This window comes from Evansella clarkii, assembly GCF_002019695.1.
GTDB classification, from domain to species: domain Bacteria; phylum Bacillota; class Bacilli; order Bacillales; family Salisediminibacteriaceae; genus Evansella; species Evansella clarkii.
In genome coordinates this window covers 4,781,154-4,803,978 of the sequence record NZ_KV917376.1, presented here as the reverse complement: position 1 = coordinate 4,803,978, position 22,825 = coordinate 4,781,154, and the positions used below count along the sequence as shown (strand labels likewise).

Genomic DNA, 22,825 nt, shown 5'->3' with positions numbered 1-22,825 from the left:
ATTTTGTTCCTTGCCTGTTTAAGGCCGGAATGATAAGATATTCGTTATGGATTAGAGTCGGGAGTGAAACGCATGAGTAAGAGAGACTTTTATGACGTGCTCGGCGTGGGGAAAGACGCGTCTGAAGCAGAAATAAAGAAAGCGTACCGAAAACTTGCACGTCAATATCATCCGGACGTGAACAAGGAAGCGGACGCTGAAGACAAATTTAAAGAAGTAAAAGAAGCATATGATACACTCAGTGATCAGCAAAAACGTGCCCATTACGACCGTTTTGGACATACAGACCCAAACCAGGGATTCGGAGGGGCTGGCGGAGCCGGTGATTTTGGCGGTTTCAGCGATATATTCGATATGTTCTTCGGTGGTGGCGGCCGCCGCGATCCAAATGCTCCAAGACAAGGCGGAGATCTTCAGTATACGATGGGGCTTGAGTTTAAGGAAGCAGTCTTTGGGAAAGAAACAGATATAGAAATCCCTCGTGAAGAAACTTGTGAAACTTGCGATGGATCAGGGGCAAAGCCAGGAACAAGCCCTGAAACATGCCGCCAGTGCGGAGGGACCGGCCAGCTGAACATAGAGCAGAACACACCGTTCGGCCGCGTAGTAAACAGACGGGTTTGTACCCAGTGTGATGGAACTGGGCAGCAAATCAAACATAAATGCCGAACGTGCGGCGGCCAGGGGAAAGTTAAGAAACGCAAGAAGATCCATATTAAAATTCCGGCAGGTGTTGATACCGGCCAGCAAATCCGTGTAGCGGGACAGGGCGAGCCAGGAGTTAACGGAGGGCCTCCGGGAGATTTATATGTGGTCTTTAACGTGAAACCGCACGAATTCTTTAAGAGGGACGGCGACGATATACATTGTGAAATGCCGATTACCTTCGTACAGTCTGCACTCGGAGATGAAATAGAAGTGCCGACTTTGAATGGAAAGGTCAAGCTGAAAATTCCTGCAGGAACACAGACTGGCACCCATTTCAGGCTTCGCGGCAAAGGTGTGCCTAATGTGCGAGGTATGGGACAGGGAGATCAGCATATTAAAGTTAAAATCATTACACCTAAAAAGCTTTCCGAAAAGCAAAAAGAGCTGCTTCGGGAATTTGCAGAAATAAGCGGCAGTGAAGCCCCTGATGAGCAAAGTGAAAATTTCTTCGCAAAAGTAAAAAGAGCATTTAAAAACTTCGGAGAATAGTATCTGAAACAAGAGAGGTTGGTTAATATGAAGTGGTCTGAAATCAGTATACACACCACCCAGGAAGCGGTGGAACCGGTCAGCAACGTTTTGCACGAGGCCGGAGCCAGCGGAGTAGTTATTGAAGACCCCCATGACCTGGTGAAATCCTGGGATACAACGTTTGGTGAAGTTTACCAGCTGTCTCCGGATGATTATCCGGAAGAAGGGGTAATCGTTAAAGCTTATCTTCCGGTAAACAGCTTTCTTGGTGAGACGGTGGAAGCCATTAAAGAAGCTATTAACCAACTTCTTTTGTATGATATTGATCTTGGACATAATAAAGTTACAGTCAGTGAAGTTAATGAAGAGGAATGGGCAACCGCCTGGAAGAAATACTATAAACCTGTGAAGGTTTCTGACCGGCTTACTATTACTCCTACCTGGGAGGAGTATGAAAAGGTAAAAGAAGATGAGCTTATCATTGAACTTGACCCGGGGATGGCTTTTGGCACTGGCACCCATCCAACAACCGTTCTGTGTCTTCAGACGCTTGAAAGATATCTCAGTAAAGGGGATTCCGTAATTGATGTAGGTACTGGTTCCGGTGTTCTGAGTATTGCTGCTGCGAAGCTTGGCGCTTCAAAAGTTTTAGCTGCTGACCTGGATGAAGTGGCAGTGAATGCTGCAAGAATAAATGTTAAACTGAACAAGGTTCAGGATAAGGTTACAGTTGAACAGAAAAACCTGCTGGCCAATGTGGGAGAAACGCCTGACTTAATTGTGGCTAATATCCTCGCCGAAGTAATCGTAAGAATGACGGATGATGCGTTCGAGCTGTTAAAACCTGGCGGAATACTAATAACTTCCGGCATTATTGAAGGGAAGAAAGAAGAAGTGAAGCGATCCCTTTCTTCAAGCGGTTTTACACTTGAAGAAATTACGGAAATGGAAGACTGGGTTGCGATAGTTGCGAAAAAACCAGAGTAGGTGAGAGTATGCAGCGTTATTTTATCGATGAATCCGGATTTACGGAAGAACATGTGATAATTACAGGAGAAGATTCAAAACATATACAGCGCGTGATGCGTATGGAGCCCGGGAACAGTATTATTTGCTGTTCCGCCAGCCGGGGCTGTTTTATTTGTGAAATTACCAGCTTGGATGACGAAACAGTCAATGCCAGAATAATAGCTGAAGAAAAAAAAGATACTGAGCTTCCTGTCAGCGTTACTATTGCTCACGGGCTTCCAAAAGGTGATAAATTAGAGCTCGTTATCCAGAAAGGGACTGAACTGGGGGCAAATTCGTTTATCCCGTTTTCTGCTGAACGATCTGTCGTTAAGTGGGATAAGAAAAAGGGAGAAAAGAAACTTACCCGCTGGAATAAGATAGCCAAAGAAGCGGCTGAACAGTCACACAGACAGAACATTCCCCTGGTGGAGAATGTTAAATCCCTGAATGAACTGACGGATCTGTTTAAGAATTATACTTGTGTTTTAGCAGCTTATGAAGAAGCGGCTAAAAGCGATGAGAAAAGCAGCTTTCATTCCGAGCTGAAAAAGCTGGGTCCTGGTGACAGTTTGTTGTTTATTGCCGGGCCTGAGGGTGGCTTTTCTGATCGTGAAATTGACGTTATGAAGCAAAACGGAGCTGTGCCCTGCGGCCTTGGACCGAGAATCCTGCGAAGCGAAACAGCTCCATTATATGGCCTGTCAGCCATATCCTATCATTTTGAACTATCGGGGTGAATAAAATGCCAACAGTAGCATTTCATACATTAGGCTGTAAAGTTAACCATTATGAAACAGAGGCGATCTGGCAGTTGTTTCAGTCTGAGGGATACGAAAAAACGGAATTTACGCAGACCTCTGACGTTTATGTAATAAATACTTGTACTGTAACAAATACAGGCGATAAAAAAAGCCGGCAGGTTATCCGGCGTGCCGTAAGAAAAAATCCGGATGCTGTAGTTTGTGTGACAGGCTGTTATGCTCAGACATCTCCTGCGGAAATTATGGCGATACCTGGTGTTGATATTGTTGTAGGTACCCAGGACCGCCATAAATTGCTTGATTATATTAAGCAGTATCAGGAAGAACGGCAGCCAATCAATGGAGTAGGTAATATCATGAAAGCGAGAGTATATGAAGAACTGGACGTTCCTTCATTTACAGATCGAACAAGAGCTTCACTGAAAATCCAGGAAGGCTGTAACAACTTCTGTACGTTCTGTATCATCCCATGGGCCCGAGGCTTACTGAGATCGAGAAAACCAGAAGATGTGCTGAGCCAGGCAAAACAGCTTGTGGAAGCAGGCTATAAAGAAATTGTTTTGACAGGCATTCATACAGGCGGATATGGAGAGGATATGAAAGATTACAGCCTCGCTAATCTGCTTGTGGAACTCGAAAAAGTAGAAGGACTTAAGCGGATCAGAATTTCTTCTATAGAGGCAAGCCAGATTACTGATGAAGTTATCAGCGTCATTGATAAATCTGAAAAAGTTGTTAATCACCTGCATGTTCCTCTCCAGTCCGGATCCAACAGTGTTCTTAAACGGATGAGAAGGAAATATACAAATGAGTTTTTCTATGAAAGAATTGAAAAACTGAAAGAAGCTTTGCCTGGACTGGCGGTTACATCTGATGTAATTGTAGGATTCCCAGGTGAAACAGAAGAAGAATATCAGGAAACATATGATTTTATCCGGAAAGTTGGTTTTTCTGAGCTTCATGTTTTCCCATACTCTAAACGCACAGGGACTCCTGCAGCTAGGATGGACGATCAGGTGGATGATGAAATTAAGAATGAGCGTGTTCATAAGTTAATTTCTCTTTCTGAGCAGCTTGCTAAAGAGTATGCTTCAAATTATGAAGGGGAAGTGCTTGAAGTAATACCGGAAGAGCCGGATAAAGAAGATCCGGAAAGCGGCAACTATGTCGGCTATACAGATAACTACCTGAAAGTTAAAGTGCCGGTTGATGAAAGTATGGTTGGTGAAATCGTTAAAGTGAAGATTGAGAAAGCTGGTTATCCATATAATGTGGGAAGCTTTGTAAGAGTCCTTAAAGAAGAGACTGTTACTGGTTAAACTTCATTTATTCAGCATGCCCCTGTCCGAAATCCCGGGCAGGGGTATTATAATATTTTAACTCATGATGGGAAAACTCGTCATAGTGTTTAAAACATGGTATGCTACCATAAGAGGTACATACATCTAACGATTTTTAGAGAGGATGTCTAGAATGAACCATGAATTAGCTAAAATGATTGACCACACATTGTTAAAACCTGATGTAACAAAAGAACAGATTGTTAAGTTATCCGAGGAAGCGAAGGAACATGAATTTGCTTCTGTTTGTGTAAACCCAGCCTGGGTCAAGACTGCCTATGAAATCTTAAAAGATAAGCCGGAAGTAAAAGTTTGTACTGTAATAGGATTTCCCTTAGGGGCTTCGGCACCGGAGGTTAAGGCATTTGAAACAGAAAATGCCATCGCAAATGGAGCAGAAGAAGTCGATATGGTTATTAATATCGGGGCCTTAAAGGACAAGGACGATGAGGCAGTACTTAATGACATACAGGCGGTTGTGAAAGCTGCTGAAGGCAAAGCACTTACTAAAGTTATTATTGAAACATCACTTTTAACTGAAGAGGAAAAAGTCCGTGCCTGCGAACTGGCTGTAAAAGCAGGGGCAGACTATGTAAAAACCTCCACAGGCTTTTCCGGCGGCGGAGCTACTGTTGAAGATATTGAACTTATGAGAAAAACGGTTGGCCCTGAAATTGGTGTGAAAGCTTCCGGTGGCGTCCGGGATAAAGAATCTGCAGAGGCAATGGTAAAGGCGGGGGCAACCAGAATCGGGGCAAGTGCCGGAATTTCCATCGTACAGGGAGGCACTGGCGAAGGGGATTATTAAATCATCCTTTTTCTCCTGTAAAATACACCGGTTTTTTAAAGGTGAGTAGTGTCAGGCTGTTGAGAATGCCATCTCAACAGCCTTTTTGTATTGATTTCGAATACAAGTTATGTCATTTTGTGAAAACATACCTCAAACAGAGATTCAATCAACGAAATCGGCGGTTTAATCGACGAAAACAGTAGTTTAAATGAAGAGACAGAAGAACCGATTAACAAAAGTCAGCTACCCTCGTTTATGCGCCCATTCCACGAACCTTGAAAAATGTTTTATAAACGGCAGGACAATCAGGGAAGTGAAAATATTAAATAATAATGCAGCGTGTGCAAGTTGCTGGGACGGCGCTGTCGCTGTCATTTCTATAAGACTGGAGAATTGCATAATAAAAGGGAAAAACAGTGCGGCACCGGCGATATTCAGCCAAATATGAGCATACGCGGTTAGTTTTGCTTCCCTGGAGCCACCAATGCTTGCAAGCCATGCTGTTGCACAAGTGCCAATATTAGCTCCAAGCATGATGGCAATTCCTGACGGAAGAGATAAGAAGCCTTCATTCATAAAGCTCATAGCAATAGCGGTAACTGCTGAACTGGACTGTATTACAGCGCTTAACAAAATGCCGGCAGCGCCCGCTATACTTATAATATTGTTTGCGGACAGCAGCCAGTCATAAATTAAAGTGAGTGATGATAAAGGGGAAGCCAGTTTTTCAAAACCATCCACTGCGACTAATATACTGCTGAACCCAAAGAAAAAGCAGCCTGTACAAAATAAAAGCTGGTTTCTCATTACGATAAACAACACGCCTGTTATCAGCAGCGGGAATATCAGCCACGATAAATCAAAGGCAATTATCTCCAGAGTTACAACTGTTCCAATATTAGCTCCAAGAATAATGCCGACAGAATTCCGGAAAGTAATTACCCCTGCTGCAACGAGTCCTACTGTAATAATCATAACTGCCGAACTGCTCTGCAGAAGGCTTGTAACAATTGTGCCGACAATTAAACTTTTCAGTGGAGTATTTACAGTATATGCGATCCAGTCTGTGACCCGCTGCCTCTGAAGCTGCAGAAGTCCCTGCCTCATTACTGTCATTCCGAATAAAAATAAAGCTATGTATATAATAAACATTGAAAATAGCTGATTCATACGTACCCACCCCCTTTTTCATATGTATGGCGTACCTGGGACAAGGATGACATCCAAATGTTTTTTTGCAGAAAAAGTTGACCATAATCCCGGATTCGTTTATAATCTACAAAGACATGCAAATATGCGTGTCTTTTGGATTGGTTTTTTGGAGGGAGGGATACAGAATGGCAGAAACACGTGTACGTAAAAATGAATCTATTGATGCTGCTCTTCGTCGCTTCAAGAGAACCATGTCTAAGGAAGGCACAATGGCAGAGGTTCGTAAGCGCAAGCATTATGAGAAACCAAGCATTAAGCGTAAGAAAAAGTCCGAAGCGGCTCGTAAGCGTAAGTTCTAAGGAGAGGGTGTTTTTCCTTGAAACTTCTTGATACACTGAATCAGGATATGAAGGAAGCGATGAGGAATAAAGAGAAGCAGCGGCTTTCAGTCATTCGGTCAGTAAAAGCATCCTTGCAGAATGAATCCATTAAGCTTGGTAAAGAAATTACTGATGAAGAAGCACTCAGCGTTCTGAGTCGTGAAATGAAACAAAGAAAAGAATCCCTCCATGAATTTGAACAAGCCAATCGAAGTGATTTGGTCGAAAAAACAAAGCTTGAAATAGAGCTCTTGGAAGAATATATGCCCGCCCAATTGTCTGACGAGGAACTGCAGCAGATTGTCGATGAAACGATTCAGGAGACAGGTGCCGGATCTAAAGCTCAGATGGGGAAAGTCATGGGCGCCATCATGCCAAAAGTTAAGGGCCGTGCAGACGGTACCCGCGTAAAACAGATGGTGGAACAAAACTTAAGTTAAGCATAACGCCTTGTATTTATACAAGGCGTTTTAAAATTGTTTAAAAGTTTTAAAGATGGCCATAAGGAAGTATAATAAACATGTACATATTTTTTAATGAACAACTGAAACTTTTCAGGTGGTTATCCGTATAGAAGATATGCGATAAAGTCTCAGCAGGAAGGGGGATTTACTTCCATTATGAAAAAAGTAAGAATTACTTTTTTTGGATTTTTAATATGTCTTAGTTTCTTGCTTGCTTTTCTGCCGGCTGCTACAGAAAGCGGAGGGGATGGCGAGATAGTCTATTTCATACCAGTAGAGCAGGCGGTGGAAAGAGGACTTGAAGCGTTTCTGAACAGATCTGTGGACACCGCGCTTGAAGAAGGAGCAGATCATCTTGTGTTTGAGGTCAATACTCCTGGCGGTTTTGTTGATGCTGCAGGAGATATAGCCGGTCTTATCCGTAATTCGCCTATACCGACCACTGCTTTTGTAGTTGGGGAAGCCATGTCCGCAGGAGCTTATATCTCATTGAACGCGGATGAAATTGTTATGGTTCCAGGCTCTGAAATGGGCTCAGCCCAGGTAATTGACGGGTCAGGCACAGCGGCTGACGACAAGGCGCAGTCGGCATGGCTCGCACGAATGAGAAGTGCTGCAGAATTAAATGACCGGGATCCACAATTTGCTCTTGCCATGGCAGATCCGAGAATAGACCTGCCGCAATACGGTGCAGCAGAAGGTGACCTTCTCACCTTAACTGCCAGTGAGGCACTGGAAACCGAGTACGCAGAAGCGATCGTTTCAGACCGGGATGAGCTTCTTGAATATTTAGGCATGGAAAATGCACAAATACGGGAAATGGAAGTCAGCTTCGCAGAACAAATTGCCCGTTTTGTTACTCATCCTATAGTCATACCGATTCTTTTATCAATCGGCAGTATGGGACTTGTACTCGAATTGTATTCTCCAGGTTTCGGGATACCTGGAATCATGGGGGCCTCAGCGCTGTTCCTTTATTTCTTCGGACATATGGTTGCAGGGTTTGCAGGATGGGAGACTTTTATATTATTTGGTGTGGGGGCGGTGCTCCTGCTCATTGAAATATTTGTCCCCGGATTCGGTATATTTGGCATTATAGGAATTGGGGCGATGGTAGGCAGTATGGTCATGGCTTCCTATTCCACTGTGAATATATTATTGTCTCTGCTTATTGCTGCAGTGCTGACGATAATTATGTCTGTTGTCGTCTTTAAATATATTGGATACAGGGGGCCTCTGAAACGCGTAATCCTGACTGATTCCACGAGAACAGAGGAAGGTTATATTTCCAGTGTCACCCGCAGTGAAATCGTGGGCAAAACTGGCGAGGTGCTTACTGCCTTAAGACCTTCCGGAACTGCCTTAGTTGATGGAGAAAGACTTGACGTGGTTTCCGAGGGAGGATATATTGAACAGGGCAGCAAAGTTAAAGTAATTACTGCAGCGGGCTCACGTATTGTGGTCCGCGAAGTAAATGAACAATCAGAAGAACAGAATTAAAAGGAGGAAGATGTATGACAGGCGAAATAGGTTTAATTATTATTATCGGTTTAATTATCATTGGGTTAGGTGTTCTTTTCACATTTGTCCCGGTAATGCTATGGATTTCTGCATGGGCTGCCGGTGTAAAGGTGGGAATATTTACTTTAGTAGGTATGAGACTCCGCCGTGTTATCCCTCACCGTGTTATTAATCCGTTAATCAAAGCGGTGAAAGCAGGTCTCGAAATTAACATTAATAAGCTGGAAGGCCATTACCTTGCAGGTGGTAACGTTGACCGTGTGATTAATGCGCTTATCGCGGCACAGCGTGCGAACATTGATTTAAGCTTTGAACGTGCAGCTGCAATTGATCTTGCAGGCCGTGACGTTTTGGAAGCAGTTCAAATGAGTGTTAATCCTAAAGTTATTGAAACACCGTTTATTGCCGGTGTTGCGATGGATGGGATTGAAGTAAAAGCGAAAGCGCGAATTACTGTACGTGCTAATATCGACCGCCTTGTTGGTGGTGCTGGTGAAGATACTATCATTGCACGTGTCGGGGAAGGTATTGTATCAACTATCGGTTCAGCTAATACACATAAAGAAGTTCTGGAAAATCCAGATATGATTTCTCAGACGGTCCTGAAAAAAGGACTGGATTCAGGTACTGCTTTTGAAATTCTGTCCATTGATATTGCGGATATCGATATCGGTAAAAACATTGGTGCGGTCCTTCAGACTGATCAGGCTGAAGCAGATAAGAAAATTGCACAGGCGAAGGCAGAAGAGCGCCGGGCAATGGCTGTAGCACAAGAACAGGAAATGAAAGCCAGAGTCGAAGAAATGCGTGCGAAGGTTGTTGAAGCTGAAGCAGAGGTACCTCTTGCGATGGCAGATGCATTCCGTTCCGGCAATATGGGTATCATGGATTACACGAATATTAAAAATGTAATGGCTGATACTGAAATGCGTGAATCCATCGGAAAAGCAACCGATGATGGAAGCAGTGACAACAATGATGGCGGCAAGAGAAAATATTAATCTGAGCCTGCTACAGGTGAACACTGATTTGTAAACTTTCACGCAGGAAGGGAGCCAGTAATTATGGAAGGGTTATTCGAAGCGATACTTGGAAACCCGCTCCTTCTCTTTTTTATCATCGCTGCTCTGTTAAGCTTTTTTCAAGGTCTCGGAGGCAAGAATGATCAGGGCCGGAGCCAGGGCCAGGGTCCGCAGCAGCAGGAACACCGAAGAGCTGAAACTCAGGAGGATGAGATAGACTGGCGGGAGATTTTCAGGCAGGAACAGTTCCCGGACCAGGAACATCCTACAGAGAGACAGCCAAGGGCCGGATCTGGTTCTACCCAGAGCCAGATTCCTGCAGAAGACAGTGTTGCTGTTAAAACCGAGGCGGAGAAAGAGCGGAACAAGGCGAACAGGGAGCTTTACGAGAAATACGAAAGAGCGAAACAGCGAAAAGAGCAGGTAGCTAAAGATATTGGTGAAATTGGTGATTCGCCTATTATGCAAGGTGAAATCAGAGATGTTATAAAACCAAAAGTAGCGCTGAACTTTTCGAAAGTTTCTAGGGAAGAAGTCATTAAAGGTGTAGTATGGTCGGAAATATTAAGCAGGCCAAAGTCCGGCAGAGTAAATAAATAAACATGGAGCAAGGGTGTATAATGCACCCTTGCTTTTTTTTATGCGGGTAATTACTGTATTACTCTTTTTACTCTTTTTGGCTTCATTATTTATGTGATAGGAGGGTCCGGATGAACATACATATGATTTGAAGGGAGGTCTATCATGAAAAGAATAAAAAAACGTGTGCGAAGATGGATGACAGAACAAATGGATCTTCCGGCAGATGTCATGATGGATCTTCCGAGGATCACTATGATCGGAAACTTTCACATATATATAGAAAATCATAAAGGAGTTATTCGTTTCACCCGTGAAGAGCTGAGGCTCAGGCTTACTGAGGGTGAACTGCTCGTTTCAGGGAACGCTTTTGTCATTAAAAATATTCTCCCTGAAGAAATACTCCTGGAAGGAGAGATACAGGATGTGCGTTTTATTAAAAAGTAATGTTCAGGCAGGTGCTGGTATATGAAAAACCACTGGGTACACAAGCTCTCAGGCTATGTACGCATCAGAATTTCGGGCCCTTATCCCGAGTTGTTTGTCAACCGCTGCATTGATTCGGATATTCAAATATGGGATATCGAGCATCAGGAGGATCAGGTGCTTGTTTGCTCTGTTTTATTGGACGAGATACCCCGGCTGAGAAAACTGGCAAGAATATCTGATTGTAAAATCTCTTTTACGGACAGAAAAGGGCTTCCTTTTGTTATGAAAAGACTGTGGAGACGCAACGGGCTGCTGTTTGGCGCGGCTGGTGCATTGCTGCTCCTGTATCTCTTATCTAACATGGTCTGGGAGGTGGAAGTGGAAGGAGCAACAGCGTCTCTTGAGCATGAACTGAGACAGACAGCTGCAGAGCTGGGGGTAAAACGTGGAGCTTTCCAGTTTCTCCTTCCTGCTCCGGAAAATCTCCAGTCAGTGTTAACAGATGAGATTGAAGATGCTACATGGATTGGTGTGACCAAAAGAGGAACAACTTATCATTTTCAGATTGTGCAAAAGGAATTTGCGGAAAAGGAACCTGAAGCAGATGCAGGAAATTTAGTAGCAGTGCGTAAAGCTGTTATCCATGACATTTTTGTTGAGGAAGGGAAGCCTCTCGTAGATATAAATCAGGTTGTTGAAAAAGGGGACGTGCTTGTGTCAGGGCTGATCGGCCGGGAAGGTGAAGAGAAAGAGGTGCCAGCCAGAGGGAAAGTGTTCGGGGAGATATGGTATAAGGCAGAAGTGGAAGTACCTCTTTCCCGGACACTGTATACTGCCACTGGAAATAAATACAGGACGCATTATCTGCATGCAGGAGATTTTAACATTCCAATTTGGGGATGGAATTCCCCTGAATTTGAAAAAATTAAAGAAGAGAGCTATAAAAGCTCCTGGAGTATATTCGGATTTGAAATTCCTGTTAAGTATGGCTATAAGGATATCCTCGAAACTAAAGAGGCGGAAGCCGAGCAGGCAGTCGACAAGGCTATAGATACAGCGAAGGAAAAAGGGGCAGATGCAGTGCTTTCCAAATTCAGCCCGGAAGCCGTGGTGACGGGCGAAAAAGTTTTGCACCATCTGGTTGAGAATGGTAAAGTAAAAGTAATCATTCACTACCGTATTGTGGATGAAATAACAGTAAAACAACCGATAATCAAGGAGACTAAGGAGACTGAGACGATTGACTGAAGACAAAAAACAGACGATTCAACTCCATACTCAGGATTCAAACGAAGTCCAGGCTTTGTTTGGGCCTAATGACCGTCATCTTCAGAGACTTGAAGAAGCTTTTAACGCTTCGATTGTCACAAGAGGCGAAGAAGTTACAATAACAGCAGCTAATGAAAAAGCTGATAATATTAAAGACATTCTTGAGCTGCTCCTTCAGCTTATCAGAAAAGGAACATCCATACAGGAGAGGGATGTTGTGTATGCAGCCCAGCTTGCTGAGCGGGACATGCTCAATGAACTGCCCGAATTATTTGAAGACAAAATCACTGTCAGTTCCAAAGGGAAGCCGATTCTTGCTAAAACTCTTGGGCAGCGGCATTATGTATCGGCCATCAGAAAAAACGATATAGTTTTTGGTATTGGGCCTGCAGGAACTGGTAAAACATACCTTGCTGTCGTGATGGCTGTGCACGCACTTAAAGAGGGACAGGTAAAAAGAATTGTTCTTACAAGGCCAGCTGTTGAAGCAGGAGAAAGCCTTGGTTTTCTTCCGGGAGACCTGAAAGAAAAGGTGGATCCGTATTTACGTCCGTTGTATGACGCTCTTCATGATGTTCTTGGAATGGAACAGACAACCAGGCTGATGGAGCGGGGAACTATAGAAATTGCTCCACTTGCATATATGAGAGGAAGAACGCTTGACGACAGTTTTGTTATTCTCGACGAAGCTCAGAATACTACATCTGAACAAATTAAAATGTTTTTGACAAGACTTGGTTTTGGTTCAAAAATGGTCGTTACCGGCGACCTTACACAAATTGACCTGCCTAAAGGCAAGATATCCGGTTTAAAGGTTGCCTTGAATATCCTTCAGCATATTGATGGCATGCGGTTTATACATCTGGAGTCAACGGATGTGGTGAGGCACACATTAGTCAAGAGAATCATTGACGCTTATGATAAAGCTGACCGGAATAAAGAAAAATAAAAATACCGGCAGCCTCGACGGGGTGAGGAGATGGGGAAACGATCGTCAATCGATCACCAGCAGTGGTGGCAGAACCTGAAAAACCACCGCTATATCAGATTTTTTTTGTTTATCCTACTGGGAGTTATTACGTATGCTCTGATGGTTTCCAATGTTGTTCCTGAAACGCTTCAGGCTGAGGTTGGAACGACAGCCGACCAGGATATCCGTTCCCCGCTTACTATTGAATATAGATCGGAAACAGAACGCCTGCAGCAGGAGGCATACGAATCTGTAAGCCCTATTTATACAACAAAAAACCGATATACTGAAAACCAAATTGAGAGAATAAACGATATTTTTAATACCGTTCAGACTGTTCGCAGAGAAGCCAGGGAACGTGAAAGGGAAATAGCGGATTTTGAAGAGGAGACGGCGGAATTAGAAGAAGAAAACGAGAACGGGAACAATGCGGGGCTCCAGGAAGATCCTCCCGAGGAGATTACGACAGAGGAACAAGTAGAAAGAATACGCACAATTTTTTCTGAGCAGCTTAGTGAAGGGCTCTCAGATGATACTCTGATTGCTTTACTGGAGGCATCGGAAGAAGACCTTGAACTTGCTCAGGAGACTACTGCAAACGCTATACACGAGGTAATGAGTAACGAGATTCACATTGATGAGGTAGAAGAGGCCAGGAACCAGGCAGAGCGGCGGGTGCTCATATCCACGATTGATCCGGGGCTGTACCGGTCAATGATCGAAATTGCCAGGCTTGGAGTGACTGCCAATTATCTCCTTGATGAGGAGGCGACAGAAGAAGCCAGAGAAGCTGCAGTTGAGGCTGTTGAACCTGTCCTGATCAGGGAAGGCCAGCTGATTGCAGAAGAAGGACAGATGGTTACTTCGGAAATTTATAATCAGCTTTCTCTTGTAGGGCTGCTGGATGATCATTCAAATGCATATCCTTTCATTGGCTTGGCTCTTCTCGTCATGCTGTTAGTGGGAGTACTGGCGTATTATTTAAGTGATGCGCATACTTCGCTGAAAACAAATAATACACATCTTCTTATGTATGTGATTATCTTTACGCTGACATTGGTTATTATTAAGGTGGTAAGCCTGACCCACCAGCTTGAATTATATGGGCTTACTTTTGTTGTTCCTGCTGCTATGGGCACAATGCTAATCACTATACTGCTTCATTCCCGGGCAGCTTTGTTTACAGCAATGATTTTTGCGATAACAGCGAGCGTTATATTTAACGCGGAAGCATCTGGTGCGTTTAGTGCTACACATGGTATATATGTCTTCTTCAGTTCCGTTGCAGGCGTTTTCTTTCTCTCTCATTCCCAGAGAGTGATGAGAATTCTTCAGGCAGGATTATTTGTGGGGACATTGAACGTCTTAGTTATACTTGCCCTGATGCTGTTAAAAAACGGGCAGTACAGCCTCGCTGAATTTGGGCTCCATATTGGATTTTCAGCTTTAGCGGGAATTCTGGCAGCAGTACTCACATTAGGTGTTCTTCCGTTTTTTGAAGCAGGTTTTGGAGTTCTCTCCACGACGAAGCTAATTGAGTTGTCTAATCCAAATCATCCACTTTTAAGAAAAATTCTTCTGGAAGCTCCAGGTACTTATCATCACAGCGTAATGGTAGCAAACCTGGCTGAAGGTGCCTGTGAGGCAGTAGGAGCGAACGGTTTATTAGCGAGAGTAGGGGCATACTATCATGATCTGGGGAAGACAAGGCGCCCGCATTTCTTTATAGAAAATCAGATGAAAATTGAAAATCCCCATGATAAGATTTCTCCTCAGCTCAGTAAAACGATTATAATCTCACATCCTTATGATGGAGCAGACACACTGAGGGAATATAAGATGCCGAAAGAAATAATCAGCATCGCAGAACAGCACCATGGGACAACCTTACTGAAATATTTTTACCATAAAGCACAGCAGGAATCGGAAAAAGACATACCTGAAGAAGAGTTCAGATATCCTGGCCCTAAAGCTCAGTCCAGGGAAGCTGCAATCGTCGGTATAGCTGATTGTGTGGAGGCTGCTGTCCGCTCTATGCAGAAGCCTACTGTTGATAAGATTGAAAAGCTCGTAAAAAAAATAATAACAGAACGTCTTGAAGACGGTCAGTTTGATGAATGTGATTTAACTTTAAAAGAACTTAATACGATAGCCGTATCAATTCTTGAGACATTACAGGGAACTTTTCACACCAGGATTGAATATCCGGAAGATGTTTCGGATAAAAGAACAGAAAAGAAAGAAGGTGACCAATCGTAATGGATTATAAACAAACAGGCCTTATCGATGAAACAGGGAAGCTTCACGAGGATATGCTTAATTTAGTGGCTGATGTTCTTGATACAGCAATGAAGATGGAAGGTATTAAAGAAAATTCCGAGCTGTCCGTTACATTTGTGAATAATGAACAAATACAAGAGCTTAACCGTGATTACCGTGGCAAGGATGAACCAACCGATGTGCTGTCCTTTGCTCTTAATGAGGGCGAAGATGATGAAGTAGCAGTCGAAGGGATGCCGGATTTACTTGGTGATATTGTTATATCCGTGCCCAGGGCTGAACAGCAGGCAGAAGAGTATGGCCACGATATAAAACGTGAGCTTTGCTTCCTGGCCGTTCATGGTTTTCTCCACCTGCTCGGATATGACCACGGAGATGAAGCGCAGGAAAAATCCATGTTCAGCCGGCAAGAGGAAATCCTGGAAAAACATGGACTCAAAAAAAGATAAACAGCCGTTCATCTTATGGAGCAGGCTCACGAAAAGTTTTGTCTATGCGTGGCACGGAATTAAAAAGGCCTGGAAATATGAACAGAATTTCAGAATTCACTCTGTCGTTACTGCGTTAGTTTTTATTTTTGCCCAGGTGCTAAATGTGCCTTTAACAGAACAGGCCATACTTGCGGTTATGGCAGGAGGAGTGCTCGCTCTTGAGCTTATAAATACTGCGATTGAACGGACTGTCGATCTGATGGTCCGGCAATATGATACGAGAGCGAAGGTTATAAAGGATACAGCTGCCGGAGCAGTATTTGTATTTTCCTTAGCTGCTGCTCTGGTGGGTGTACTCATCTTTCTTCCTAAAATAATTGCACTGTTTTAAGGAGAGGGGGAGCCTCATCCATGTGGAAAACATTTCAGCGTAACTTAATAACCGGTCTGTTCTTTCTTCTGCCTGCTATCGCAACCATTTATGTACTGCAGCTGGTTTTTTCAATAATTGATAATTTCCTCGGCCCTTTTATAACGGACGTTTTGCGGGTTCTCCGCATCGTCCGTATTGAAGAGGGCACAATATACCTTCTGGGGATTTATACGCCGTTTACAGAACGGCTTGTTGGAGTAGGATTCATTATCACAATTTTACTGGTCGCTGCAGTAGGGGCGTCCAAGCGGAAGGGAAATAATGAAGAGGCTTTTCACCGGGTTGACAGTTTCTTCAGAAAGATTCCTGTAGTTAATTACATATATTCGTCAGTTGACCAGCTTATTAACGCGTTTACTCAGGAAAAAACATCGTTTCAAAAGGTTGTAATGATTGAATATCCGAGAAAAGGAGTTTATACTCTCGGCTTTTTAACAGGTGAGACGAAAGGAGAAGTTAAGCGGATAGCAGACAAAAACTGTCTGAACGTGTTTCTCCCTACAACACCTAACCCAACCTCCGGATGGCTCGTTGTTGTACCTGCAGAGGATGTAAAGGTGCTTCAGATGAGCGTGGAGCAGGGGCTGAAATTCATAATTTCCGGCGGTGTGGTAGTTCCTCCTGAAAAAGCCAGACTTTTGAAAAAAGACGCAGTGAATAATAATACAAATGATAAATCGTTTAAGGAAATGGTCGTAAGGGTAGGGAAACACCGAAACAATCACTGAGGGGGAAAAATATGGATAAGAACAGTTTGATACAGGAAGCCAAAAAAGCAAGAGAGAAAGCATATGTGCCTTATTCGAAATTTAAGGTAGGAGCTGCTCTTCAGGCTGAGGACGGTACAGTTTATCACGGCTGTAACATTGAGAATGCAGCTTATTCTATGTGTAATTGTGCGGAAAGAACAGCGATCTTTAAAGCTGTCTCAGAAGGAGTCCGTAAGTTTACTGCTATGGCAGTTATTGCTGATACAGAAGGACCAGTATCTCCGTGCGGAGCATGCCGGCAGGTTATGTCTGAGCTGCTTCAGAAAGACACTAAAGTATTTTTATCTAATTTAAATGGAGAAGTATCTGAATGGAGTCTCGAGGAGATATTACCAGGTGCATTTTCTCCGGAGGATCTGGAAGGGTGAGTACATCATGACAAAAAAATCAGGATTCGCAGCTTTAATTGGACGGCCAAATGTAGGGAAGTCCACGCTGCTGAACGAAATGCTCGGCCAGAAAATTGCTATAATGAGTGATAAACCACAGACTACCAGGAACAGGATTCAGGGTGTTTTTACAGAAGAGAGGGGACAGGTTGTCTTTATTGATACACCTGGTATTCATAAACCAAAACACCGTCTGGGTGATTTTATGACCAAAGTGGCGCAGACTACTTTGAGGGAAGTAGACGTAGTTCTGTTTCTTGTTGACGCCAAGGAAGGCCGTGGCCGAGGGGATGACTTTATTATAGAACGCCTTAAAAACCTGGAAACGCCGGTTTTTCTGGTGGTGAATAAAATTGATGAAATACATCCGGATAAATTATTTGAGATTATTGATGATTACCGGAAGCTGTTTGATTTTACGGAGGTAATCCCTATCTCTGCCTTAAAAGGAAATAATATTTCCACCCTGATTGACCAGGTATTTAAATATATGGAGGAAGGCCCTCAATATTATCCTGAGGATCAGGTAACAGATCATCCGGAAAGATTTTTAATGTCAGAAATGATCCGGGAGAAAGTTCTGCATCTTACACATGAAGAAGTGCCGCATTCGATAGCTGTGGACATTGAGCAGATAAACAGAAGGAAGGAAAATGCTGCTGTCCATGTTGGTGCGGTAATAATTGTAGAGAGAAGTTCCCAAAAAGGCATTATCATCGGAAAACAAGGCAAGATGCTTAAGGAGATCGGCAGAAAGGCACGGGAAGACATAGAAGCATTGCTGGGATCCAAAGTCTTTTTAGAACTTTGGGTTAAAGTAGAAAAGGACTGGCGCAACAAAGGGAAGTACCTGAAAGAGTTCGGCTACCGGGAAGATGAGTATTAAAAGGGAATGCGGCTGCAGGCAGCTGCATTTCTCGTATTTAATACGATGTACCTGTCCGTAAAACTCCCTACCAAAAACACGAGGTTTAGCTAAATGTATGATGCGGGAAATATCGTCAGCTAAACATCCCGGTTGGTTAGCTGACGATCAGTGGGGGTAGACAGCTCCCCACTGATCAAAGTTTCCCTTATAACCAGGATGCCAGGCAACTACTTTAAGCAGCCGGAGGCAAAAGTAATACCTGGGACATAGTAATATTTTCGGAAAATTTAAAAAAATCATAATATTAGATGTCCGCCCCGTTGTTTTTTCTTTTAAAAAATACTATCATAGTTTTATACAGTTTTTTGTGTGTCTGGCAGTTTTAAAATACAATTTGTATTTGTAACAGTCGATTGACAATTATTCCATAACATTAATTATGCTGCAGTGGTCAAGATAACAAATAACGTCAGGAAAATAAAGTCTGTGCTGAAAGGTGGAGTTAAATTCATGATCAACTTAACTTGGAAAGTATTCTCCCTGACAGGCAATATTAATTCGTATTTGTTATTCAAGGAAGTTGAACGAGATGGTTCTTTATTTGATGAAAAGGATAATGAATTTGAATTTGAAGAATTAGACCCTCCTGCCCACTAAAGACCCTGCATGCTGCCAACAGGTGGTGCTAATATGCTTCAGAAGGTTGAAGGGATCATAATCAGAACAAATGATTATGGTGAGACAAATAAAATTTTAACTATATATACAAGGGAGAATGGAAAAATTGCACTGATGGCACGGGGAGCGAAAAGGCCTAAGAGCCGGCACGCTTCAAGTGCCCAGCTTTTTGTATACGGAATTTTTATTTACCAGAGTTCCAGAGGAATCGGTACGCTGAACCAGGCTGACGTTATTAGCTCTTTCCGGGATGTAAGGAGTGATTTAAGACTTACCGCTCATGCAGCTTATTTGGTTGAATTAATTGATAAGCTGACTGAAGACAACTCCCGCAACCCCTATCTGTTTGAACTTCTTTATCAAACCATGAACTATCTGAATGAAGGCAGTGATCCGGATATCTTAACCAGAATTTTTGAAACAAAAATGCTTGAAGTTGCCGGAACCTCTCCTGTGCTTGACAGATGCACCTTATGCGGAAACCCTGAAGGAGGAGTTTCATTTTCATTGAAGCATTCGGGACTGCTCTGCCGGCGATGCGAGGCCGAGGATGAACACCGGCTTTCTGTTTCCCCTTCGGTTATAAAACTTCTCAGGCTCTTTCAGTACATAGATATAAAACGTATCGGAAATATTAATGTTAAAGATGAAACAAAGAAGCAGCTTAAAACCCTTTTGAATTATTATTATGACGAATATGTAGGAGTCAGGCTTAAATCAAAAAAGTTTCTTGACCAGGTGGATCAGCTATATGAGAGTTAAGTTGACAGGGAGATTTTTTTTAAGTAATATGTGTATAAATTAATATCGGTGCGCAGATGGAAAAGAGTATCTGCTCAATCTGTATAAAGCGAACCTGGGATGGTGGAAGCCAGGGATACAGAAAGCAGTGAAGGCACTCCAGAGCACAGTGTTTCAGAAAGAGGCTTATAAGGAACCACAATTTCTTTTAAGCAATTAGGGTGGAACCGCGGGTAACTCTCGTCCCTATGTCCAATGACATAGACGGGGGTTTTTTTAATGGAGAGCTTTCTGTTCCAGCACCGAAAACAATGGAGGGAACGCCATGAATCTTCAAGAAATGATTTTGACATTGCAGAAATTCTGGGCCGAACAAAACTGTTTAATTTTGCAGGCCTATGATGTAGAAAAGGGAGCAGGAACGATGAATCCGATGACTTTCCTGCGCAGTATCGGTCCAGAGCCGTGGAATGTGGCTTATGTAGAGCCTTCAAGACGGCCGGCAGACGGCAGGTATGGAGAGAATCCTAACCGCCTTTACCAGCATCACCAGTTTCAGGTAATAATGAAACCATCGCCTGACAATATTCAGGAATTATATTTAGAAAGCTTGAAAATGCTCGGAATTAACCCGGAAGAGCATGATATTCGATTTGTGGAAGATAACTGGGAGGCGCCTACACTCGCAGCCTGGGGACTTGGCTGGGAAGTGTGGCTTGATGGTATGGAAATTACGCAGTTTACTTATTTCCAGCAGGTTGGAGGGCTTGAAGCCAGTCCAGTAGCAGTGGAGATTACATACGGGCTTGAGCGTCTTGCCTCTTATATTCAGGATAAGGAAAATGTTTATGATTTAGAATGGGTGAATGGTTTTACGTACGGCGATGTATTCTTGCAAAATGAGTTTGAGCAGTCTAAGTACTCCTTTGAAGTGGCTGACAGTAATATGCTGTTTAATCTATTCTCCACTTATGAAAGAGAAGCAGAAAGAGCACTGGAAGCAGAGCTTGTTATTCCTGCTTACGATTATGTATTAAAATGCTCCCATGTCTTCAATCTGCTTGACGCTCAGGGGGCAATCTCCGTTACAGAACGCACCGGGTATATCGGGAGAGTGCGCAGCCTGGCAAGAAAATGTGCCGGAAAGTATTTTGACATCAGGGAGAACCTGGGTTTTCCAATGCTGAAAAAGGAGGGTGGAAACGATGAATAATCGTAATTTTCTGCTTGAGATTGGCTTAGAAGAGATGCCTGCCCGCTTTGTTACGGATGCGATGAATCAGCTTGCTGAGAAGGCTGAAAAGTGGCTGGAAGAACAGCGGCTGTCATATAAGAATATTGAAAAATTCTCCACTCCAAGGAGGCTGGCTGTCATTATACACGGCCTCTCCGAAAAGCAGGCTGATAAAGAGGAGGAGGCGAAAGGCCCGGCGAAAAAAATAGCGCTGGACCAGGATGGAAACTGGACAAAAGCAGCGCAAGGTTTTGCCAGAGGCCAGAAAGTATCAGTGGACGACCTTTTCTTCAGGGAATTAAAAGGTGAAGAGTACGTATTCGTAAAGAAATTTACAGAGGGTCAGCCGGCAGAAGATCTGCTCAGCGGATTTAAAGATGTGCTGCTTAATCTTCAGTTTCCGAAGAATATGAAGTGGGCGGATTACAACCTTAAATATATCCGGCCAGTTAAATGGCTTATTGCATTATACGGAAATGAAGTTATTGATTTTGAGATTGCTGAAGTGAAAACAGGAAATATATCATATGGCCACCGTTTCCTTGGCGGTGAAGTTGTAATTGATAATGCAGACAGCTATCGTGAGATTTTACTGGGACAATTTGTACTTACGGATCCTCAGGAGAGAAAGGATGCAATCCGTTCTCAGCTTATGCGTCTTTCAGAATCAGAAGGATGGGACATTCCTGTTGATGAAAATCTTCTGGAAGAAGTTAACAATCTGGTTGAGTATCCTACTGCATTATACGGAGAATTTGATGAAAGATTTTTACAGCTGCCAGACGAAGTGCTGATTACATCGATGAGAGAGCATCAGAGATACTTCCCTGTAAAAAACACAGAAGGCAAGCTCCTTCCTTATTTTGTCACAGTAAGAAATGGTGACCACAGACATCTCGAGAATGTCCAGAAAGGTAATGAGAAAGTTCTTCGGGCAAGACTCGCAGATGCTGAGTTTTTCTACGAGGAAGATAAAAAACAGCCTCTCGAAAACAGGCTGAAGCGGCTGGAATCAATCGTGTATCATGAAGAGCTGGGCTCTATGGGTGATAAGGTCAGAAGAATTAAAGAGCTGGCCTTGCAGATTGGAGAAAGAGCAGGATTTGATGCGGAAGAATTGAAAAAAGCAGAACGGGCTGCTTCTCTCAGCAAAGCGGATCTGGTTACAAATATGGTCAATGAGTTTCCAGAACTGGAAGGGCGTATGGGTCAGGAGTACGCTGTGCTGTCAGGAGAAGAGGAAGAAGTGGCAGCAGCGATTTACGAACATTACCTCCCAAAACAGGCTGGTGACAAACTGCCGGCAACGAGAACGGGCGCACTTATCAGTGTGGCAGATAAGGCTGATACAGTTGTGAGCAGTTTTGGCATTGGTTTAAAGCCTACTGGTTCACAGGATCCCCATGGCCTTAGAAGGCAGACAGCAGGCATTGTTCAGGTTATTCTTTCTCAAAACTGGGAGCTTAATATTTTTGATGTGCTTGAGGATGCTATTAACCTTGCCGAAAAAAGAGGTCATTTAAAACGAAGCCCGGAATTAGTCATGGATGAACTCAAAGACTTTCTTGAGCTCAGGATTAAAAGTCTGCTTCAGGAACAAGGTGTGCGTTATGATGTAATTGACGCGGTTTTAAAAACCAATACAGGAGATTTAGAACTTCTGTTCACTAAGGCGAGCTTCCTGATGAACCAGCTGGCTGAACCGGATTTCAAAAATGCTGTTGAAGCATTCAGCCGTGTTACAAACATTGCTAAAAAAGCAGGCGATAATCAGGGAACAATCAATACGGCTTTACTCAAGGAAGAAGAAGAAAAACAATTACAGGAGTTAAGGCTGAAAATCGGCGATAAAGTTAGTGATCTGTTAAAGCAGGGGAATGTGGAAGATGCATATAAGGAACTAAGAAGCCTTGAACCTGTTATCCATAAATATTTTGATAATATTATGGTTATGGCGGACAATCCGGAGATTAAGCGAAACAGGCTTGCTCAAATGAATGACACAGCAGATTTAATCACCAGGTTTGCTGATTTCCAGTCAATAGTTTTTCATGGGGAAGAATAGAAACTGTTGTTAAACAGGTGGTTTAAACAAACTGTGCTGCGGGACGGAAAAAGTGAAAAATCAGAAGCG

Annotated in this window: 24 protein-coding genes; 23 read left to right on the top strand and 1 reads right to left on the bottom strand. The window is 43.3% G+C overall.

What is annotated here, in order from left to right:
• Positions 1-72 precede the first annotated feature (72 nt).
• From dnaJ to deoC, 5 genes are all read left to right on the top strand, one after another.
• A complete protein-coding gene (gene dnaJ, locus BK582_RS22810) occupies positions 73-1,197 on the top strand; it encodes a molecular chaperone DnaJ (RefSeq protein ID WP_078597232.1) in 1,125 nt (374 codons plus the stop codon).
• A gap of 27 nt (positions 1,198-1,224) precedes the next feature.
• The gene (gene prmA, locus BK582_RS22805) at positions 1,225-2,166 is read left to right on the top strand and encodes a 50S ribosomal protein L11 methyltransferase (protein WP_078597231.1); all 942 of its coding nucleotides are present in this window, start codon (positions 1,225-1,227) and stop codon (positions 2,164-2,166) included.
• 8 nt (positions 2,167-2,174) lie between these two features.
• Entirely contained in the window at positions 2,175-2,927 is a 753-nt protein-coding gene (locus BK582_RS22800) for a 16S rRNA (uracil(1498)-N(3))-methyltransferase (RefSeq protein WP_078597230.1), read from the top strand.
• A 5-nt stretch (positions 2,928-2,932) separates the two neighbouring features.
• A complete protein-coding gene (gene mtaB / locus BK582_RS22795; RefSeq protein WP_078597229.1) occupies positions 2,933-4,270 on the top strand; it encodes a tRNA (N(6)-L-threonylcarbamoyladenosine(37)-C(2))-methylthiotransferase MtaB in 1,338 nt (445 codons plus the stop codon).
• 154 nt (positions 4,271-4,424) lie between these two features.
• On the top strand, positions 4,425-5,099 hold the full coding sequence (gene deoC / locus BK582_RS22790) for a deoxyribose-phosphate aldolase (protein ID WP_078597228.1): 675 nt from the start codon (positions 4,425-4,427) through the stop codon (positions 5,097-5,099).
• Between the two features lie 225 nt (positions 5,100-5,324).
• Here deoC and BK582_RS22785 read toward each other — a convergent pair whose 3' ends face one another.
• Positions 5,325-6,251 (bottom strand): Na/Pi symporter, encoded by a 927-nt coding sequence (locus tag BK582_RS22785; protein WP_078597227.1) that lies wholly within the window; start codon positions 6,249-6,251, stop codon positions 5,325-5,327.
• Positions 6,252-6,418: 167 nt separating this feature from the next.
• Between BK582_RS22785 and rpsU the strand changes: the two genes are divergently transcribed.
• The 18 genes from rpsU (at position 6,419) to glyS (ending at position 22,756) form a co-directional block, all read left to right on the top strand.
• Complete coding sequence (rpsU, locus tag BK582_RS22780) at positions 6,419-6,592, top strand: 30S ribosomal protein S21 (protein ID WP_078597226.1); 174 nt, start codon at positions 6,419-6,421, stop codon at positions 6,590-6,592.
• 17 nt (positions 6,593-6,609) lie between these two features.
• A complete protein-coding gene (locus BK582_RS22775) occupies positions 6,610-7,053 on the top strand; it encodes a GatB/YqeY domain-containing protein (RefSeq protein WP_078597225.1) in 444 nt (147 codons plus the stop codon).
• Between the two features lie 180 nt (positions 7,054-7,233).
• Positions 7,234-8,577: an NfeD family protein gene (locus BK582_RS22770; protein WP_078597224.1), complete on the top strand. Its 1,344-nt coding sequence runs from the start codon at positions 7,234-7,236 to the stop codon at positions 8,575-8,577.
• A gap of 14 nt (positions 8,578-8,591) precedes the next feature.
• Positions 8,592-9,599, top strand: coding sequence for a flotillin-like protein FloA (floA, locus tag BK582_RS22765; protein WP_078597223.1), 1,008 nt, complete (start codon positions 8,592-8,594; stop codon positions 9,597-9,599).
• Between the two features lie 63 nt (positions 9,600-9,662).
• Positions 9,663-10,220 carry a hypothetical protein gene (locus BK582_RS22760; RefSeq protein ID WP_078597222.1) on the top strand — a complete coding sequence of 186 codons (558 nt, stop codon included), beginning with the start codon at positions 9,663-9,665 and terminating at the stop codon, positions 10,218-10,220.
• 144 nt (positions 10,221-10,364) lie between these two features.
• Entirely contained in the window at positions 10,365-10,646 is a 282-nt protein-coding gene (yqfC, locus tag BK582_RS22755) for a sporulation protein YqfC (RefSeq protein ID WP_078597221.1), read from the top strand.
• Positions 10,647-10,667: 21 nt separating this feature from the next.
• Complete coding sequence (gene yqfD / locus BK582_RS22750; RefSeq protein ID WP_078597220.1) at positions 10,668-11,876, top strand: sporulation protein YqfD; 1,209 nt, start codon at positions 10,668-10,670, stop codon at positions 11,874-11,876.
• Positions 11,869-12,846 carry a PhoH family protein gene (locus tag BK582_RS22745; RefSeq protein ID WP_078597219.1) on the top strand — a complete coding sequence of 326 codons (978 nt, stop codon included), beginning with the start codon at positions 11,869-11,871 and terminating at the stop codon, positions 12,844-12,846. The genes yqfD and BK582_RS22745 overlap by 8 nt, the downstream gene beginning before the upstream one ends.
• A 30-nt stretch (positions 12,847-12,876) precedes the next feature.
• Positions 12,877-15,126, top strand: coding sequence for an HD family phosphohydrolase (locus tag BK582_RS22740; protein ID WP_078597218.1), 2,250 nt, complete (start codon positions 12,877-12,879; stop codon positions 15,124-15,126).
• Entirely contained in the window at positions 15,126-15,596 is a 471-nt protein-coding gene (gene ybeY, locus BK582_RS22735; RefSeq protein ID WP_078597217.1) for an rRNA maturation RNase YbeY, read from the top strand. Before BK582_RS22740 ends, ybeY begins: the two co-directional genes overlap by 1 nt.
• Entirely contained in the window at positions 15,577-15,969 is a 393-nt protein-coding gene (locus BK582_RS22730) for a diacylglycerol kinase family protein (RefSeq protein WP_078597216.1), read from the top strand. The genes ybeY and BK582_RS22730 overlap by 20 nt, the downstream gene beginning before the upstream one ends.
• A 20-nt stretch (positions 15,970-15,989) precedes the next feature.
• Positions 15,990-16,739 (top strand): DUF502 domain-containing protein, encoded by a 750-nt coding sequence (locus BK582_RS22725; protein ID WP_078597215.1) that lies wholly within the window; start codon positions 15,990-15,992, stop codon positions 16,737-16,739.
• An 11-nt stretch (positions 16,740-16,750) separates the two neighbouring features.
• On the top strand, positions 16,751-17,149 hold the full coding sequence (locus BK582_RS22720) for a cytidine deaminase (RefSeq protein ID WP_078597214.1): 399 nt from the start codon (positions 16,751-16,753) through the stop codon (positions 17,147-17,149).
• Positions 17,150-17,156: 7 nt separating this feature from the next.
• Positions 17,157-18,056 (top strand): GTPase Era, encoded by a 900-nt coding sequence (era, locus tag BK582_RS22715; protein WP_078597213.1) that lies wholly within the window; start codon positions 17,157-17,159, stop codon positions 18,054-18,056.
• 492 nt (positions 18,057-18,548) lie between these two features.
• On the top strand, positions 18,549-18,695 hold the full coding sequence (locus BK582_RS22710; protein WP_078597212.1) for a YqzL family protein: 147 nt from the start codon (positions 18,549-18,551) through the stop codon (positions 18,693-18,695).
• A gap of 33 nt (positions 18,696-18,728) precedes the next feature.
• Positions 18,729-19,478 (top strand): DNA repair protein RecO, encoded by a 750-nt coding sequence (gene recO / locus BK582_RS22705; protein ID WP_078597211.1) that lies wholly within the window; start codon positions 18,729-18,731, stop codon positions 19,476-19,478.
• Positions 19,479-19,782: 304 nt separating this feature from the next.
• Positions 19,783-20,670 carry a glycine--tRNA ligase subunit alpha gene (gene glyQ, locus BK582_RS22700; protein ID WP_078597210.1) on the top strand — a complete coding sequence of 296 codons (888 nt, stop codon included), beginning with the start codon at positions 19,783-19,785 and terminating at the stop codon, positions 20,668-20,670.
• The gene (gene glyS / locus BK582_RS22695) at positions 20,663-22,756 is read left to right on the top strand and encodes a glycine--tRNA ligase subunit beta (RefSeq protein ID WP_078597209.1); all 2,094 of its coding nucleotides are present in this window, start codon (positions 20,663-20,665) and stop codon (positions 22,754-22,756) included. Before glyQ ends, glyS begins: the two co-directional genes overlap by 8 nt.
• Positions 22,757-22,825 lie beyond the last annotated feature (69 nt).

Excerpts from the sequence above, each read along its gene's own strand:
- glyS (WP_078597209.1), top strand. The coding sequence starts at position 20,663 with ATGAATAATCGTAATTTTCTGCTTGAGATTGGCTTAGAAGAGATGCCT.
- BK582_RS22760 (WP_078597222.1), top strand. The coding sequence starts at position 9,663 with ATGGAAGGGTTATTCGAAGCGATACTTGGAAACCCGCTCCTTCTCTTT.
- ybeY (WP_078597217.1), top strand. The coding sequence starts at position 15,126 with ATGGATTATAAACAAACAGGCCTTATCGATGAAACAGGGAAGCTTCAC.
- recO (WP_078597211.1), top strand. The coding sequence starts at position 18,729 with ATGCTTCAGAAGGTTGAAGGGATCATAATCAGAACAAATGATTATGGT.
- mtaB (WP_078597229.1), top strand. The coding sequence starts at position 2,933 with ATGCCAACAGTAGCATTTCATACATTAGGCTGTAAAGTTAACCATTAT.
- prmA (WP_078597231.1), top strand. The coding sequence starts at position 1,225 with ATGAAGTGGTCTGAAATCAGTATACACACCACCCAGGAAGCGGTGGAA.
- BK582_RS22770 (WP_078597224.1), top strand. The coding sequence starts at position 7,234 with ATGAAAAAAGTAAGAATTACTTTTTTTGGATTTTTAATATGTCTTAGT.
- BK582_RS22725 (WP_078597215.1), top strand. The coding sequence starts at position 15,990 with ATGTGGAAAACATTTCAGCGTAACTTAATAACCGGTCTGTTCTTTCTT.
- rpsU (WP_078597226.1), top strand. The coding sequence starts at position 6,419 with ATGGCAGAAACACGTGTACGTAAAAATGAATCTATTGATGCTGCTCTT.
- BK582_RS22740 (WP_078597218.1), top strand. The coding sequence starts at position 12,877 with ATGGGGAAACGATCGTCAATCGATCACCAGCAGTGGTGGCAGAACCTG.
- dnaJ (WP_078597232.1), top strand. The coding sequence starts at position 73 with ATGAGTAAGAGAGACTTTTATGACGTGCTCGGCGTGGGGAAAGACGCG.
- floA (WP_078597223.1), top strand. The coding sequence starts at position 8,592 with ATGACAGGCGAAATAGGTTTAATTATTATTATCGGTTTAATTATCATT.
- BK582_RS22710 (WP_078597212.1), top strand. The coding sequence starts at position 18,549 with ATGATCAACTTAACTTGGAAAGTATTCTCCCTGACAGGCAATATTAAT.
- yqfC (WP_078597221.1), top strand. The coding sequence starts at position 10,365 with ATGAAAAGAATAAAAAAACGTGTGCGAAGATGGATGACAGAACAAATG.
- BK582_RS22730 (WP_078597216.1), top strand. The coding sequence starts at position 15,577 with ATGGACTCAAAAAAAGATAAACAGCCGTTCATCTTATGGAGCAGGCTC.
- deoC (WP_078597228.1), top strand. The coding sequence starts at position 4,425 with ATGAACCATGAATTAGCTAAAATGATTGACCACACATTGTTAAAACCT.
- glyQ (WP_078597210.1), top strand. The coding sequence starts at position 19,783 with ATGAATCTTCAAGAAATGATTTTGACATTGCAGAAATTCTGGGCCGAA.
- BK582_RS22720 (WP_078597214.1), top strand. The coding sequence starts at position 16,751 with ATGGATAAGAACAGTTTGATACAGGAAGCCAAAAAAGCAAGAGAGAAA.
- era (WP_078597213.1), top strand. The coding sequence starts at position 17,157 with ATGACAAAAAAATCAGGATTCGCAGCTTTAATTGGACGGCCAAATGTA.
- BK582_RS22800 (WP_078597230.1), top strand. The coding sequence starts at position 2,175 with ATGCAGCGTTATTTTATCGATGAATCCGGATTTACGGAAGAACATGTG.
- yqfD (WP_078597220.1), top strand. The coding sequence starts at position 10,668 with ATGAAAAACCACTGGGTACACAAGCTCTCAGGCTATGTACGCATCAGA.
- BK582_RS22785 (WP_078597227.1), bottom strand. The coding sequence starts at position 6,251 with ATGAATCAGCTATTTTCAATGTTTATTATATACATAGCTTTATTTTTA.